This is a genomic window from Shewanella donghaensis (genome assembly GCF_007567505.1).
Taxonomy (GTDB): Bacteria; Pseudomonadota; Gammaproteobacteria; order Enterobacterales; family Shewanellaceae; genus Shewanella; species Shewanella donghaensis.
This window is the reverse complement of the sequence record NZ_CP041783.1, coordinates 2,098,925-2,114,117: the sequence shown is the minus strand read 5'-3', so window position 1 is coordinate 2,114,117 and position 15,193 is coordinate 2,098,925. Positions and strand designations below refer to the sequence as shown.

Here is a 15,193-nt window from a genome sequence, read left to right as displayed (position 1 = left end):
TCCCGTCTGAGCCGTTAGGTATTTTTATTGGAGTATGAAGAAGCACAACTTGGTTGGGGCGGCAGGGGTGATTCAAGAGGGGGATTGCTGTTGATCCCCATCTTGGCCAGTGCAGGGTGGAACCCTGCGATCTACATCCAAACGAAGTTTGGAATCCTAATAAAGAGTAATCAGTGATTACTCTGGATCACTCTCTATTCAGGGTCATAATCCAACACTGGTGACAACCACTTCTCCGCTTCTGCCAATGTCATGCCTTTACGCTCAGCATAATCCTCAACCTGATCTTTACCAATATTGGTCACGCCAAAGTAACGTGATTTAGGGTGGGCAAAGTACCAGCCTGATACCGCAGCCGTTGGGTACATGGCGTAGCTTTCGGTGATATTAAGGTCGATAGTTTCATCGGGCTTAAGTAAATCCCACAATAAGCCTTTTTCAGTATGATCTGGACACGCGGGGTAACCAGGGGCTGGACGAATGCCTTTGTATTTTTCGCGAATGAGTGACTCGTTATCCAGTACTTCATCAGCAGCATATCCCCAAAATTCTTTGCGGACGCGTTCATGCATACGCTCTGCGAACGCTTCAGCTAAACGGTCTGCTAAGCACTTAACCATGATGGAGTTGTAATCATCGTGGTTGGCTTCAAAACGAGCTATATGTTCGTCAATGCCGTGACCCGTTGTTACCGCAAAGCCGCCCATGTAATCGGCTACGCCTGAATCTTTTGGCGCTACAAAATCTGATAAACAGAAGTTGTCATTGCCGACGCGTTCAAGCTGCATACGCAGGTGATGAGTGGTCATTTCAAGCTCGGTGCGCGTTTCATCAGTGTACAGTTCAATGTCGTCATGGTTGACGGTATTGGCTGGGAATAAGCCAATTACCGCTTTGGCAGTTAACCATTTTTCTTTGATGATGGTGGCCAACATCGCTTTACCGTCTTCAAATAATTTACTGGCTTCAACGCCGACGACTTTGTCGGTTAAAATATCTGGGTAGCGACCATGTAGTTCCCAACTTCTGAAAAATGGGGTCCAATCGATACGTTCAACTAAGTCTGCTAATGGGTAATCATCAAAGACTTGGCGACCGAGTTTGTTCGGTTTAAATGGGGTGTAGTTGTCCCAATCATATTGGCAGCGGTTATCGCGCGCAGCTTCAATGGGCACTATGGTTTTGCGTTTAGTTTGTGATAAACGCTTTTCACGCATGATGTCGTATTCTTCATAGGCGGCATCAATCGTCGCTTGGCGAGTTTCATTGTTTATCAGCTTTGACACCATAGGCACGGCGCGTGAAGCATCTGCAATATAAATTGCTCCCGTTGGTGAATGTGGGGCAATTTTTACCGCGGTATGAATTTTAGAACAGGTTGCGCCGCCAATGATTGATGGAATGGTTAAGCCTGCTTTATGGAAGGCTTTAACGTTATGCACCATTTCATCAAGGCTTGGAGTAATAAGCCCTGACATGCCAATAATGTCGACGTTTTCAGCCACGGCGACTTCAATGATTTTATCAACGGGTACCATTACACCTAAATCGATTACCTCGTAGCCGTTACACGCCAGCACTACGCCGACAATGTTTTTACCAATATCATGGACGTCACCTTTTACTGTGACCATCAAGATTTTGCCGTTAGATTGGCCTTCGACTTTTTCTTTTTCAATATATGGGTTTAAGTAGGCAACCGCTTTTTTCATCACTCGCGCTGATTTAACTACTTGCGGCAGGAACATTTTACCGGCGCCAAATAAGTCGCCAACCACATTCATGCCGTTCATTAACGAGCCTTCAATCACATCCAGTGGTCTGGTGGCTAACAGGCGTGCTTCTTCGGTGTCTTGGTCAATAAATTCGGTAATGCCTTTCACTAATGCGTGTGAAAGTCGCTGCTCCACAGGCCAGCTGCGCCAAGCTAAATCTTCTTTTTTAGCCACTTGTTTACCGTCACCACGAAAGCGCTCTGCAACATCGAGTAACTGTTCGGTATTGGTCGAGTCAGCCACTGGGCAAGGCAGGTTTTGTACTACGTTTTCGACTTTTTGTTTTAAGTCAGGGTCAATGTCATCGTAAATGGCTAACTGGCCAGCATTGACAATCCCCATGTCCATACCGGCTTGAATCGCATGGTATAAAAACACCGCATGGATGGCTTCTCGCACTGGGTTGTTACCACGGAACGAGAACGAGACGTTTGATACACCACCTGAAATCATCGCATAAGGCAGGGTCGATTTGATGTCTTTTATGGATTCGATAAAGTCGACGGCATAGTTGTCGTGCTCGTCAATACCGGTGGCGATGGCAAAGATGTTGGGGTCGAAAATGATGTCTTCTGGTGGGAAGCCAACTACATCAACCAGTAGGCGATAAGCACGAGTACAAATTTCGGTTTTGCGCTTTCGAGTATCGGCTTGGCCGTCTTCATCAAACGCCATCACAATGGCAGCGGCGCCATAGCGTTTAACTAAGGTGGCTTGCTTGATAAAGGCTTCTTCGCCTTCTTTCATCGAAATAGAGTTAACGATGGATTTACCTTGCACGCACTTAAGGCCCGCTTCAATCACTTCCCATTTTGATGAGTCGATCATGATAGGGACACGGGAAATATCAGGCTCTGAGGCAATTAAGTTCAAGAACTTCGTCATCGACTCAGCGCCATCTAGCATGCCTTCATCCATGTTGACGTCGATGATTTGCGCGCCGTTTTCAACTTGCTCACGCACTACATCTAAGGCTTCTTCAAACTTTTCTTCTTTGATTAAACGCAGGAACTTGGCTGAGCCAGTTACGTTGGCACGTTCGCCGACGTTCACAAACAGTGAGTTGCCATCAATGGTTAACGGCTCAAGGCCGGATAGGCGACACGCTACTGGGATGTCTGGAATGGTGCGGGCATCATATTTGATCACCGCGTCACGTATGGCGCTAATGTGCGCAGGGGTGCTACCACAACAACCGCCAACAATGTTGAGCATGCCTTCTTCGGCCCAGTCAGTTATGACTTCGGCCATTTCTTCTGGGGTTTCATCATAGCCACCAAATTCGTTTGGCAGGCCAGCATTGGGATGCGCTGACACAAAGCATTCAGCAATACGGGATAGCTCTTCAACGTAAGGACGCAGCTCTTTTGGCCCTAATGCACAGTTAAGCCCGATTGATAATGGCTTAATGTGTCGCAGAGAATTGTAAAAACCTTCGGTGGTTTGTCCGGTAAGTGTTCGGCCTGATGCATCGGTAATGGTGCCAGAAATCATCACGGGAAGGCGATCGCCAAGGGTGTCGAATACGGTTTCAATAGCAAATAATGACGCTTTGGCATTTAAGGTATCAAAGATGGTTTCAACCATGATGATATCAGCGCCGCCGTTAATTAATGCGGTGGTTGATTCAACATAGGCTTCGACTAACTCATCAAAACTGACATTACGAAAGCTTGGATCGTTAACATCGGGGCTGATAGAACAGGTGCGGTTAGTTGGGCCAAGCACGCCTGCAACGTAACGCTTAATGCCAGTTTGTGCTTCTACTTCATCAGCAGCTTCGCGGGCAACTTTAGCCCCTTCAAAGTTGATTTCAGCCGACAGGGCTTGCATGTCGTAATCGGCCATGGCGATGGTAGTCGCATTAAAGGTGTTGGTTTCAATAATGTCGGCGCCTGCCAACATGTATTTAGTGTGGATGTCTTTAATGATTTGACGTTGGCTTAGTACCAACATGTCATTATTACCTTTTACGTCACAATGCCAATCTTTAAAGCGTTCACCGCGATAATCTTCTTCTTCCATTTTGTAGTCTTGAATCATTGTGCCCATGGCACCATCGAGAATAACAATGCGCTGTTTAAGCGTATTTGTAAGTTGTTCAAGTACCTGACTGTAGGAAGTCGACTTCGCCATAACGTATTACCTTAATTGCTTTTATTCTAGTAACTTAACAAACTGCTAAATTGCTGGTTAACTGCAGTCACTAGAGGGTTGTTTATCACTTTAGGACGAAATAAGCATACCTTTATTTATGCTTTAAAAGGGGAGAATAATGAAAAATCCCCTACTATAAAATTCATCTTAAATATTTTGTTTGGACATTTAAACGTATAGACGTCCATAATACGCTTTAAATGTTTATAAGAGCAAGTCCGTTACTTATAGATGAGCAAATTGATAATAAACGAATATGCTGATGGAGTTCGCTGCGATGAAACAAGCTAAGATAATATTGTTACGCCATGGGCAATGTGAAGGTGGCAGTATTTTACGCGGCAAAACGGACGTGTCTTTAAGCGATTTAGGCTTTTGTAATATGCACCAAAGTGCAGCGAAGCTGGGCTTGCTAGGTTATTTACCTTTTCTTAATATTTATAGCTCTCCTCTCATTCGATGCCGCGTTTTTGCTGATGAACTGTCACAACAATTGAATCAAGTAGACTGTAGCCTGACATTAAAACCCAAGCTGATGTCTGAATTACAGGAAATTGATTTTGGATTGTGGGACGGCAAAGGCTTTGATGAGCTTTATCAGCACCATGCCGCTGAACTGGATGCTTATTGGGACAACCCTTGGGATAACGCTTTACCAGAAGCAGAATTAATGGCTGATTTTGAGCGGCGTGTTGCTAGTGCTTTTGAGCTAATCACTGAGCAGCTTTATGATGCTACAGAGCTTGATGATCTGAGCGAACTGGGCGAACAGGGCGAACAGAGCAATCAGCCCTGTGCTGCCCTAGTGGTAACACACGGCGGTGTAATGCGTCATATCATTAGTTTGGTTTTAGGTGTTACTCGCTGCAAAGCCCTTTATGCGCAATTTAATCTTGATTACGCCGCAACGGTATCGATTGATGTATTTTGGTCAGAGACTGACGATAAGCATAATAAACCTGTATATCGTTTAAACTGGTCGAGTTAATTTTAACCAATCGCTAAAATTCAGTCGAAAAAACCGAATTAAGACAGACAGATATATCGTACAATGTTAACTGCATTTTTTGAGTGCTATTAAAGTATAAAATTAAGTCAATTTATCCGCATATGCATCGTTTTAGTGACGTTAATGTTGATTTTTATCGCTATAGTTAATCGTGACAGGTTATTAGCTGATAGTGAATAACGACATTTAGAGCTAAACAATGTGTTCAGGTGAATGAATAGGGAATCGAGATGTAGCCGTAAATGCTATTTAGCTCGAACTGTACCCGCAACTGTAAAATTACATGCTGTTACTTTTTGATAAGTGGTAGATGTAATTAAGTCAGATACCTAGCTTAATTTTTCTTGCTGCAGTGCAGCACCCAACAACTTGAGCGGGTAACTCAGGCGGAGTTAGATATAGTGACAGTTTTAACAACATACCCAGCGAGCTTTGGCATTTGTCACGCTCGGTATATGTCTTTGTGCACACCGACAGGTTTTTTATTTTGAATCCTGCAGCATTAAGTGTCGACCAAGTCAGTTGGTCTGTCGAAGACAATGACATTCTTTCCCAAGTCAGTTTTGCCGTTCAGCACGGTGAGATGTTAGGGCTAATTGGCCCAAACGGTGCGGGTAAATCAAGTTTACTGCGCTGCCTGTATCGCTATATCACCCAAGATGCTGGCATTATCAAATTATTTGGCCAGAATATTAATCGCTTTTCTCATAAGCAATTAGCGACCAAGGTTGCCGTTGTTCAGCAAGAATCCCCGCATTTTTTTGATATGACCACTGAGCAATTAGTGGCTATGGGTTTAACGCCCCATAAAGGTTTATTTGAAACTAACACCCAAGCGGACAGAGACGATATAGCCAAGGCGCTTGCTAAAGTGGGCCTTGAACATAAAGCTACTCAGCAATATGAGTTGTTATCCGGCGGTGAAAAACAGCGGGCTTTAATTGCACGTGCCATCGTGCAAAAACCACAGTTGTTAATCTTGGATGAGCCGACTAATCATTTAGATATTCGTTATCAGATTCAGATTCTTGAGTTAGTCAGACAACTCGACATCAGTGTCATTGCCTCTATTCATGATCTTAATTTAGCCAGCGCTGTGTGCGATAGATTGCTGTTACTTGATAAAGGCAAATGTATCGCCCAAGGCCTACCAGATGAAGTGTTAACCGAAAAAATTCTAGGAGAGGTATTTGATGTTTGTTGTCAGATATCCCGTCACCCGCAACATGGTAAACCTTTGATCACTTACTTTTATGGTTATGAAAGTCATCATGTTATGACGGCTCATGGGGAGATTTGTGCGAGTGAATCCCAGTCCAAATCAGCTAAAAACTCATCGCAAGTTGACGACTCATCGCAATCAAACGATGAGGCTGATAAATGATATCCACGACTTCCTCTCATCAAGTGACTACATCAACTAAAACTCGTATTAGTTTTAAACATAAACTTTTATTGTTTGTTACCGCATTAGTGACATTGATTACTCCTATTGCGGCCGCCAGCTATGGCGCAGCTAACATTAGCTTTGATCAAGTTATGAGCTTATTTTCAAATATGGCATTTGGCGCAGATGAAACTGATTCACTAACACAGCGCATTGTATTTGAGCTGCGCTTTCCTCGAATTATATTAGCTTTTGTTGCGGGCGCGGGCTTAGCGTTAGCAGGGAGTGTATTACAAACTGTCACACGTAACCCTTTGGCTGATCCGTATTTATTTGGTATTAGTTCTGGGGCATCTTTTGGCGCAGTATTAGTGCTGAGTTTTTTTGGTAGCCAAGGTTTAGTTCAGCAGTGGTTATCAGAATCGAGCAGTCACCTTGCCAGTGCGATTCTACGTTCTGGAATAATGACTAACGATGCATGGTGGTCTTGGTCTTCTTTAAGTTTGCCTGTGGGCGCATTTATAGGATCGAGTCTGTCAGTGTTATTGGTACTTGGGCTGTCAGGTTTTGGGCGTACAAGTCAAGTCGAGCGAATGTTGTTATCTGGGGTTGCGACCTCCTTTATGTTTGGTGCATTAACCAGCTTGGTATTGTATTTCTCCAGCCCCCAGGCGGCGGCTTCAGTGTTGTTTTGGAGTCTTGGTAGTTTTGCAAAAGCCAGTTGGGGAGGGTTAATCATTCCGTCCGTGGTGGTGTCGTGTAGCATTTTAATTATTTTAGCGTTTAAACGTCAGGTGGTGGCGATTCAAACAGGCGATGAAACGGCTCATTCTTTAGGGGTTAACGTTGTAAAAATCCGCTTGGCCATGTTGATCCTGTGTTCATTGATAACCGCTACCTTAGTGGCAAGTTGTGGTGGCATTGGTTTTGTCGGCTTGATGATCCCGCATACAGTCAGATTATTATATCCAGGGCAACAACCCATCATGATGACCGCATTAGTAGGCGGTTTATTTATGGTGTGGATTGATGTGTTGGCGCGTTGTTTATTAGGTAATCAAGAGTTGCCCGTAGGCATTATTACTGCGGCTATTGGTAGTGTATTTTTTCTTTTTGTATTACGTCATCGTCGATGAAGTTGCAGTTTTTGGAGAGTTATAGATGTTTGCAGTAGATCCAGTCAGTCATATTCACGATGAACAAATACAGCAGCGTATCGATCAAAAAACCAAGCCATTAGGTGCATTAGGTTTACTGGAAGGGCTAGCAAAACAGATTGCTCAGGTTCAGCTTACTCAGCAAGCCGATATGAAAAACAGCTCCAGCATTAAACCTAAGTTCAATATGAATAAGCATAAGTTGAGCATTAACAAACCCGCTATGCTGGTGTTTGCGGGCGATCACGGCATTGCTGCTCATGGCGTTTCAATTGCACCAAGTGAAGTGACCAAACAAATGGTGGCTAATTTTGCCAGTGGCGGCGCGGCTATTAATGTTTTTTGTCGTCAAATGGGTTTGAACCTTGAAGTGATTGATTGTGGCATGTTGACGCCAATTGATGACCCTAGCATTACGCAACATCGTTTAGGAAATGGCACTGAAGCCATTCATAAAAAAGAAGCCATGAGTTTAATGGCGGTAAAAGATGGTTTTAGCTACGCAAGTGAAGTAGTGCAGCGCCATTATGATTCTGGCTGCAACCTTATTGCGCTTGGTGAAATGGGGATTGGGAATACGTCTTCTGCTGCTGCAATAATGGCTGCGCTGTTATCGCTAGATATTAAAGATTGTGTTGGCCGTGGTACCGGTATCGACGATCAAACCTTCGCACTGAAAACCGAACTATTGGGTGTGGCATTAAATCTTCATCGCAGTAAGTTCTCTGATCCCGTCAATGTGCTTGCTTGTGTCGGTGGTTTTGAAATTGTGCAAATGACGGGTGCTATTTTAGCCGCGGCAGAGAAAAAAATGTTGGTAGTGATTGATGGTTTTATTGCTACAGCCGCCGCACTTGTTGCCGTTAAATTACATACTGATGTAAGAGATTATTTAATCTTTGCTCATCAATCGGATGAACAAGGGCACATAAAAATGCTAGCTGCACTCAATGCTAAACCGTTACTGCATTTAGGTTTTAGATTAGGCGAGGGCACAGGCGCTGCATTAGCGATACCTATGATTGAAGCCGCGGTGAATTTTTATAATGATATGGCCAGTTTCGAAAATGCAGGAGTTAAGTCAGTCGTATAAGTATTTGAGCTAATCGCATGTGATTTAGTGCTTTGTGTGCCGATACATTTACTGAAACGCGGATAGATAACTACAGGATAAGTTATGCAACAAGAGCCATCGAAAGAGCCAGTAAATGAGACCTTGAAAAATAGCTCTGAAGAGTCAAATGACTCAGCGCCGAAAAATACAGGTACGCTGCAAAAACAGTTGAACTTGTTTCTTATCGCACTGAGCTTTTTTACTCGTATTCCTGTGCCTGCTTGGGTTGATTTTGATAGTGAAAAGTTGAATCAAGCCAGTCGCTATTTTGGTGTGGTGGGTTTATTGGTTGGTGGCTTAAGTGCTGCAGTTTTTTGGGCGAGTCAGTTTGTACTCCCTAACAACGTAGCAGTGATCTTAGCGATAATAATGGGCGTATTAGTCACTGGTGGCTTTCATGAAGATGGCCTTGCTGATACTGCTGATGGTTTTGGCGGTGGATGGAAAGTTGCTGATAAATTACGCATTATGAAAGACTCACGGATAGGGACTTATGGGTCTTTAGCCTTGGTACTTTGCTTGTTACTTAAATGGCAGCTATTAGTTGAAATTGCATTGTATAGCCCGATTAAAGCCGTGGTTGCCATTATCGTTGCTCATTCATTAAGTCGTGTTGTTGCTGCAAGTATTATTTATTCAGAGCAGTATGTGACTGAAGATGACGGCAGTAAATCCAAACCTTTAGCGCAGCATCAGCAGATGAATGATTTACTCATTCTATGTTTGAGCGGTTTTGTGGTGTTAGCCTGTTTAAATGGTATGGTCGCGTTTGTATTATTACTGATTTTAGCTACATTAAGACAAGCATTAATATGGGGTTTTAAGCGTCAAATCGGTGGTTATACCGGTGATACATTAGGCGCAGCGCAACAAATTAGCGAACTATTTTGCTACGGTATTTTTTTATCAATTGGTCTGAATTAACAGTGAATACTTAATATGACTCACTACTAATGCTAGTAAGTCATATTGTCATATTTCATATAGGAAACAGTACATGATCCATCTCGTCCTTGGTGGCGCTCGTTCAGGTAAAAGCCGATATGGTGAATCACTTGCAGAGCCTTTTGCTCAGCAAGGTCATCGCTGTGTTTATATTGCGACGGCAACAGCATTAGACGATGAAATGGCGCTAAGAATTAAGCGGCATCAGCAAGATCGACTTGATTCAAATATCGATTGGAAACTCGTTGAAAGCCCGTTGGCATTAGCCTGTACCTTGAAGCATTACGATGCCCCAAATACCGTATTATTTGTTGATTGCCTTACTTTGTATTTGACTAACTATTTGGTGGCATGTGAAGAAACGCACCGTGATGGCGTAGACGATTTATGGCAACAACAGAAACAAGCATTAATGGCTTGTTTAACCTCGTTACAAGGCCAAGTTATTCTAGTGAGTAACGAAGTCGGTTCCGGCATTGTGCCGCTAGGTGAGTTAAGTCGCAGATTTACCGATGAAGCAGGTTGGTTAAATCAAGCGATTGCTCAGGTTGCAGATAAGGTCACCTTGGTGGTGGCAGGACTTCCGCTTGAACTTAAACGCTAAGCAAACCTGTCGCGCTTATATTTTAATATTTAAAAGCTTACTGCTGATGGGTCTAACCTATCTTAGCCAGCTTGTGTCTGTCACCTTCAATCTGCTTTCTAGCCAGAATCATAATCACAATTAAAATGACCATCACAATGAAAATGACAAACGAAACATCACCCCGAGAAGCCTTAAAGTGACCAAGAATATTACTATCCCTATTTATGATACGTCAGCATTTAAATACAACGCTGGTGAAGCATCAACATTGATGGTGCAGGGCACAACATCAGATGCGGGGAAAAGTACCTTAGTCGCCGGGTTATGCCGTGTATTTTCGCGACAAGGGACCAAGGTTGCGCCATTTAAACCACAAAATATGGCATTAAATAGTGCGGTCACCACTGATGGCGGCGAAATTGGCCGTGCGCAAGCTTTACAAGCGGTCGCTTGTAACCTCGAGCCCCACACGGATTTTAATCCGGTATTATTAAAGCCCAGTAGTGATACTGGAGCGCAGGTCATTATCCATGGTAAAGCGTTAACGACATTAGAAGCTAACGCCTTTTTTGGCCCTGAAAGTCGTGACTATAAATCCGTTGCTATGGACGCGGTATTACAATCTTTTGAGCGATTAACTAATCAATATCAACTGGTTGTTGTTGAAGGTGCTGGTAGTCCTGCTGAAATTAATTTACGTGAAGGTGATATCGCCAACATGGGCTTTGCTGAAGTAGTCGACTGCCCGGTGATCATTATTGCTGATATTGATAAAGGTGGCGTGTTTGCCCATCTCGTTGGTACTTTGGCGCTGTTAAGTGAAACCGAGCAACAAAGGGTAAAAGGCTTTGTTATTAACCGTTTTCGCGGTGATATTAGCTTATTACAACCAGGTATTGATTGGCTTGAAAACTACACTAATAAACCCGTATTTGGGGTGTTACCTTATCTACATGATTTACATTTAGATGCTGAAGATGCGCTAATTGATTCCCACGGGAAAGCAGAGGATGATTTGAATTCAGATAATGCTTCGAGTTCAGACAATGCTTTAGTTTCAGAAGATGCAGCAGTGATTAATCGTAAGCTCAAAGTACTGGTGCTAGTGTTTCCAAGAATTAGTAATCATACGGATTTCGACCCATTACGGTTAAACCCTTATGTTGAGTTTCATTATCAGAGTCTGCAAACCCAAGCCAGTAATCCAGATTTTCCTCAAGTGGATTTAATCATATTACCGGGCAGTAAAAACGTCAGAGCCGATCTCGAATTCATGCGCCAGCAAGGCTGGGATATCGAGGTTAATAAGCACTTACGTTACGGCGGTAAAGTGATAGGCATTTGTGGTGGTTATCAAATGCTAGGGCAAAACATTCACGACCCTGATGCCATTGAGGATATTGCTGGCAGTAGCACTGGACTCGGGTTACTACCTGTTAATACCACATTGACTGCTGATAAAACGTTGTGCAAAGTAAGTGGTCACTTATCGCTAAATGACCATACAGCTGAAATACAAGGTTATGAGATTCATTGTGGTATTACTCAAAAAGTAAATCGTGACACACAAGCCTCAAGTTCAACATTAGCTTCAAGTTCAACATTAGCCGAGCCTATCAAATTACAATCTCAGCACATTGATACAGTGTATGAAGAAGGCTTACTCAGCGATGATAATCAAATACTCGCGACCTATGTACATGGCCTATTTGATAGCCCTGAAGCATGTGAACTTATTTTAAAGTGGGCAGGGCTTGCTCAAGCGAAGAGCATTGATATAAACCAGATACGTGAACAACAATTAGAACGATTAGCAGATGTGCTTGAAGCGCATTTAGATATGGATAAATTAACAGGAAGTCTCTAATGAGTGATAACGAAAACCAGAACGAAAACCAAAACGAAACTAGTGAGATCGATGCCAATAAAGCACAGCGTCACAAAGTGCGTCAGCAAAAAGTCAAACAAGGTGTTGATGCAAAAATTGCCGCAGCACAAGATGAAAAAGGCATTTTGTTAGTCCTGACGGGTAACGGTAAAGGTAAATCGACTTCAGGTTTTGGTTCGGTTGCTCGAGCTGTTGGTCATGGACATAAAGCGGCTGTTGTGCAATTTATTAAAGGCACTTGGGCCTGCGGCGAACGCAATTTATTAGAAGGTGCTGGTGTTGAGTTTCATGTCATGGGTACAGGTTTTACCTGGGAAACCCAAGACAAAGAAAAAGACACTAAAGCGGCGACTGAAGCATGGCTTGAAGCTGAAAAACTGCTCCAAGATGAGTCAGTCAATCTAATCCTGTTAGATGAACTTACCTACATGGTGAGCTACCATTACGTTGATTTAGAGCGAGTCATAAACGCACTTAGCAACCGCCCGCCAATGCAACACGTCATTATTACAGGACGTGCGTGTCACCGCGAAATCATTGAATTAGCTGATACCGTCAGTGAAGTGCAACCGATTAAACATGCGTTTAATGACGGCATAAAGGCACAACTGGGTTTTGATTATTAATCGTTTTTTATGCTGAATAGATAAATTAGGTTAATATCTGCTGCTAAGCAATTTTGAGTACTAATTTCCTCAGTGCTTCGATAACGTTTACCCTAAAACACTTAAATTAGTTGTATCAATTAATGCTCACGCGTTATTGAGGATATAAATTATGGAGATAATAATGAAAACAATGACATGTAAACAACTTGGTGGTGCTTGTGAAGAAGTATTCCATGCTGAGACATTTGAGCAAATGGTAGAGCAGAGTAAAATGCATGCAATGGCGATGTTTCAACAACAAGATGCACCACATATGTTGGTAATGTCGCAAATGTCACATTTGATGCAAGACCCTGCAGCAATGCAGCAGTTTATGGATGATAAAAGAAAGCAGTTTGACGCTTTAGCGGAAGATTAATCGTTAAAGTACACTTTTAATAAGCGTGATGGGAAAATAGTAAAAGGATTTACAACCAAGATGAAGTTAGCACTGTTAAGTGATGGAACATCTAATGCGTCACAACAAGCTATAGCAGCTATTGTGACGTCATTATCAATAGCTCAGCAACAAGCTGGTGTGGTATACATTGCCTCTGAACCTGATGCTCAGCGAGAGTATTTTAAGCCCGTTGCGACAATGTTTAACAGCTTAGGGATTGAAAGCGTTACCTATATTGATCTTGAAGCTGATTACGATCCCGCATCGATCGATATGTTACGTTCAGCTGGAGTAATTTATTTATCTGGCGGTGATACTTATCGGTTTTTATATTGGCTTAAACAGCGTGGTATCGATAAATTACTTTATCAATTGCTTACTGCAGATTGTAATCGTCCTGCGATTATCGGCGTCAGTGCAGGTGCTATGATCATGACCCCTTCTATTGATTCTGCGCCATTATGCGGTGACAGTAATAATGTGCAGTTAGATGATACTGACGGCATAGGTTTAATATCATTTCATTACGTGCCTCATTTTGAGCCTCATTTTGAGCCTCATTTAGTCACTGATGTAGAACAGCCATCAGCACTATTACCATTTAACCAATATCAACAACTCAAACAACAATCTTTATGTATGTGTTCTGATAATGATGCTGTAGTGGTGATAAACAATCAATTGATCGAGTTCGGATCGCCTACTTGGATATTCGGTTAGCGACAACTAACTAAAAAATCGGCAGTTTGCAAACGTAAACTAGGGCTCGTCATTTTAGGTTTAACGGAGTTCATATGTCTTCAATGAAACAAAGCACAGCCACTAATCCTCATTTAGTCAATTCCCTTAGCGCTAATAAGCCCACACTTAATCGTATCGATCATATACATATCTATGTTCGAGATAGAGCCAAAGCATTAATTTGGTATCAACAAGTATTAGGTTTTGAGGTGATTGAAGAACTCGCTTTTTGGAGCAAAGATGGCGGTCCGCTGACGATTAAATTAGGTGATATACATTTAGCATTGTTTGAGAGTATTAATCCTAAATATACCACGGTAGCATTTGGTGTTGATGCTGAGAACTACGTTTTATGGCAGCAACATTTAGCTTCATTTCAAATCAACTATACTGAAAGTGACCATGATATTACTTGGTCGATTTACTTTGCCGATCCAGATGGTAACCCTTTTGAAATTACCAGTTTTGAGTATCAAGAAATTGCCAATGCTAAAGTTAGATAAAGCTAGATAAAGATAAAATAGTCGCTAAAACCTGACACTTAAATTAATCATAGTTAACAAATTATTACTTATTATTTCCCGTTGATAGATAATTAAAACTCATCTAAAACAGGGACGTATTAAATGGAAATTCTTGAAGGTTTATTTTTAGCGCTAGGTGTAAATTCTTTAAAAGAACTAGGCGAGTCAGCGAAGACCTCTAAAACATTAACCGTGATGATTATCGTTGGCACATTGTTGATAGGCGGCTTCTTTTTGTTTCTTTATCTAATGGCGAAAGCGCAATAGTATCATTCTCTAATTTTGCTTATCAGCGTTAGCTACTAGGTATTAGCGACTAGGTATTAGCTACTAGGTATTATAGCGCCGTATAACATTGGCTTATCAAAGGTGATTTTATGACTCCTGCCATCAATATGTTGAATAAACATAAAATTCCTTATGAGATTGTCGAGTATACGCATGATAGTAGTGTGGAATCTTACGGTGGCGAAGCGGTAGAAAAGTTAGGGGTACCTGCTGAACAGGTATTTAAAACCTTAGTGGTGGCAATAGATAACAAAGAGCTGGTGGTGGCAGTTGTCCCCATGACGGCGATGTTGAATCTAAAGTTAATTGCAAAAGCAATGGGCGCCAAAAAAGCAATAATGGCTGATATATCAGCAGTAGAAAAATCAACGGGCTATATATTGGGTGGTGTTAGCCCTTTAGGGCAGAAAAAGCGGTTAAAAACAGTGATAGATAGTTCTGCGAAGCATTTTAAGCAAGTATTTGTGAGTGGAGGTCGCAGAGGTTTAGAAATCTCACTTTGTCCTTTATACTTACAACAGTTCACCCAAGGTGTATTTGCTAATATCGGCTGTGAGTAGCTGATATTACAGGTA

General features: G+C 42.3%; 14 protein-coding genes and 1 riboswitch. Of the genes, 13 read left to right on the top strand and 1 reads right to left on the bottom strand.

Annotated features, from left to right (window positions below; all coding sequences use genetic code 11):
• Positions 1-194: 194 nt before the first annotated feature.
• Positions 195-3,911: a methionine synthase gene (gene metH, locus FPK91_RS09080; RefSeq protein ID WP_144210658.1), complete on the bottom strand. Its 3,717-nt coding sequence runs from the start codon at positions 3,909-3,911 to the stop codon at positions 195-197.
• Positions 3,912-4,209: 298 nt separating this feature from the next.
• Between metH and FPK91_RS09075 the strand changes: the two genes are divergently transcribed.
• The 13 genes from FPK91_RS09075 to ybaK all read left to right on the top strand — a co-directional run bounded on the left by FPK91_RS09075 (position 4,210) and on the right by ybaK (position 15,178).
• Positions 4,210-4,920, top strand: coding sequence for a histidine phosphatase family protein (locus FPK91_RS09075; protein ID WP_158638072.1), 711 nt, complete (start codon positions 4,210-4,212; stop codon positions 4,918-4,920).
• 194 nt (positions 4,921-5,114) lie between these two features.
• Positions 5,115-5,292, top strand: a riboswitch (cobalamin riboswitch).
• Positions 5,293-5,428: 136 nt separating this feature from the next.
• Positions 5,429-6,325, top strand: coding sequence for an ABC transporter ATP-binding protein (locus tag FPK91_RS09070; RefSeq protein ID WP_144210654.1), 897 nt, complete (start codon positions 5,429-5,431; stop codon positions 6,323-6,325).
• Entirely contained in the window at positions 6,322-7,464 is a 1,143-nt protein-coding gene (locus tag FPK91_RS09065) for a FecCD family ABC transporter permease (RefSeq protein ID WP_144210652.1), read from the top strand. The genes FPK91_RS09070 and FPK91_RS09065 overlap by 4 nt, the downstream gene beginning before the upstream one ends.
• Positions 7,465-7,489: 25 nt before the next feature.
• A complete protein-coding gene (gene cobT, locus FPK91_RS09060) occupies positions 7,490-8,578 on the top strand; it encodes a nicotinate-nucleotide--dimethylbenzimidazole phosphoribosyltransferase (RefSeq protein WP_144210650.1) in 1,089 nt (362 codons plus the stop codon).
• A gap of 84 nt (positions 8,579-8,662) precedes the next feature.
• Positions 8,663-9,523: an adenosylcobinamide-GDP ribazoletransferase gene (locus FPK91_RS09055; protein ID WP_144210648.1), complete on the top strand. Its 861-nt coding sequence runs from the start codon at positions 8,663-8,665 to the stop codon at positions 9,521-9,523.
• Positions 9,524-9,596: 73 nt separating this feature from the next.
• Positions 9,597-10,148: a bifunctional adenosylcobinamide kinase/adenosylcobinamide-phosphate guanylyltransferase gene (cobU, locus tag FPK91_RS09050; RefSeq protein WP_144210646.1), complete on the top strand. Its 552-nt coding sequence runs from the start codon at positions 9,597-9,599 to the stop codon at positions 10,146-10,148.
• A 253-nt stretch (positions 10,149-10,401) separates the two neighbouring features.
• Positions 10,402-11,997, top strand: coding sequence for a cobyric acid synthase (locus tag FPK91_RS09045; RefSeq protein WP_144214277.1), 1,596 nt, complete (start codon positions 10,402-10,404; stop codon positions 11,995-11,997).
• Positions 11,997-12,644, top strand: coding sequence for a cob(I)yrinic acid a,c-diamide adenosyltransferase (cobO, locus tag FPK91_RS09040; protein ID WP_144210644.1), 648 nt, complete (start codon positions 11,997-11,999; stop codon positions 12,642-12,644). Before FPK91_RS09045 ends, cobO begins: the two co-directional genes overlap by 1 nt.
• A gap of 163 nt (positions 12,645-12,807) precedes the next feature.
• Positions 12,808-13,044 (top strand): DUF1059 domain-containing protein, encoded by a 237-nt coding sequence (locus FPK91_RS09035; RefSeq protein WP_144210642.1) that lies wholly within the window; start codon positions 12,808-12,810, stop codon positions 13,042-13,044.
• Between the two features lie 60 nt (positions 13,045-13,104).
• Complete coding sequence (locus FPK91_RS09030) at positions 13,105-13,785, top strand: Type 1 glutamine amidotransferase-like domain-containing protein (protein ID WP_144210640.1); 681 nt, start codon at positions 13,105-13,107, stop codon at positions 13,783-13,785.
• Between the two features lie 74 nt (positions 13,786-13,859).
• Positions 13,860-14,309 carry a VOC family protein gene (locus FPK91_RS09025; protein ID WP_144210638.1) on the top strand — a complete coding sequence of 150 codons (450 nt, stop codon included), beginning with the start codon at positions 13,860-13,862 and terminating at the stop codon, positions 14,307-14,309.
• 123 nt (positions 14,310-14,432) lie between these two features.
• Positions 14,433-14,597, top strand: a complete 165-nt coding sequence (locus FPK91_RS20910; RefSeq protein ID WP_158638071.1) for a hypothetical protein — start codon at positions 14,433-14,435, stop codon at positions 14,595-14,597.
• Between the two features lie 110 nt (positions 14,598-14,707).
• Positions 14,708-15,178 carry a Cys-tRNA(Pro) deacylase gene (gene ybaK / locus FPK91_RS09020; RefSeq protein WP_144210636.1) on the top strand — a complete coding sequence of 157 codons (471 nt, stop codon included), beginning with the start codon at positions 14,708-14,710 and terminating at the stop codon, positions 15,176-15,178.
• Positions 15,179-15,193: the final 15 nt, after the last annotated feature.